This window comes from Stenotrophomonas pictorum JCM 9942, from assembly GCF_001310775.1.
Lineage (GTDB): Bacteria > Pseudomonadota > Gammaproteobacteria > Xanthomonadales > Xanthomonadaceae > Stenotrophomonas > Stenotrophomonas pictorum.
Map to the genome: position 1 here is coordinate 1 of NZ_BAZI01000815.1, position 543 is coordinate 543.

General features: G+C 71.3%; 1 pseudogene. It reads left to right on the top strand.

The features are described 5' to 3' along the window. A pseudogene (locus JCM9942_RS17845) lies at positions 1–543 on the top strand (uroporphyrinogen-III C-methyltransferase); the annotation flags it as partial.

A 543-nucleotide genomic window follows, 5' to 3' on the forward strand; every position in this document is an offset into this window, starting at 1 on the left:
CGTGGACGCCCTGCGTCGCGACCAGCGCGCCAATGCCCGCAGCATCCAGGACGCGGCCGCGACCAACCGGGTGTTGCGCGACGAAGTGCTGGGCCTTGGCCAGCGCAACGCACTGCTGGAGGAAAACCTCGCCCGTCTGGCCGACCGTTCGCGCCAGGGGGTGCAGGCCGTGCGCCGCGAGGAGGCCGAGCTGCTGCTCAGCCAGGCCCAGCAACGGCTGATCTATGCCGGCGATCTGGACGGGGCGCGACGCCTGTATGGCCTGGCAGCCGGGGTGCTGGAAAGCATCGACAGTCCGGACTACCTCAACCTGCGCCAGGCGCTGATCCAGGAGCGCAACGCGCTCGATGCACTGGGCCCGGGCGTGCGTGCGCAGGCGGCCGAACAGCTGACGCAATGGGCCAATGCCCTGGAAACCCTGCCCGAACAACTGCCGCAGGCACCGGCGCCACCCGGCCGTGGTGGCAGCAGCTGCTCTCGCCGCTGGTGCAGATCCGCCCGGCCGACAGCCAGGTGCTGATCGCCCGCTCCGAGCGGGCTCAG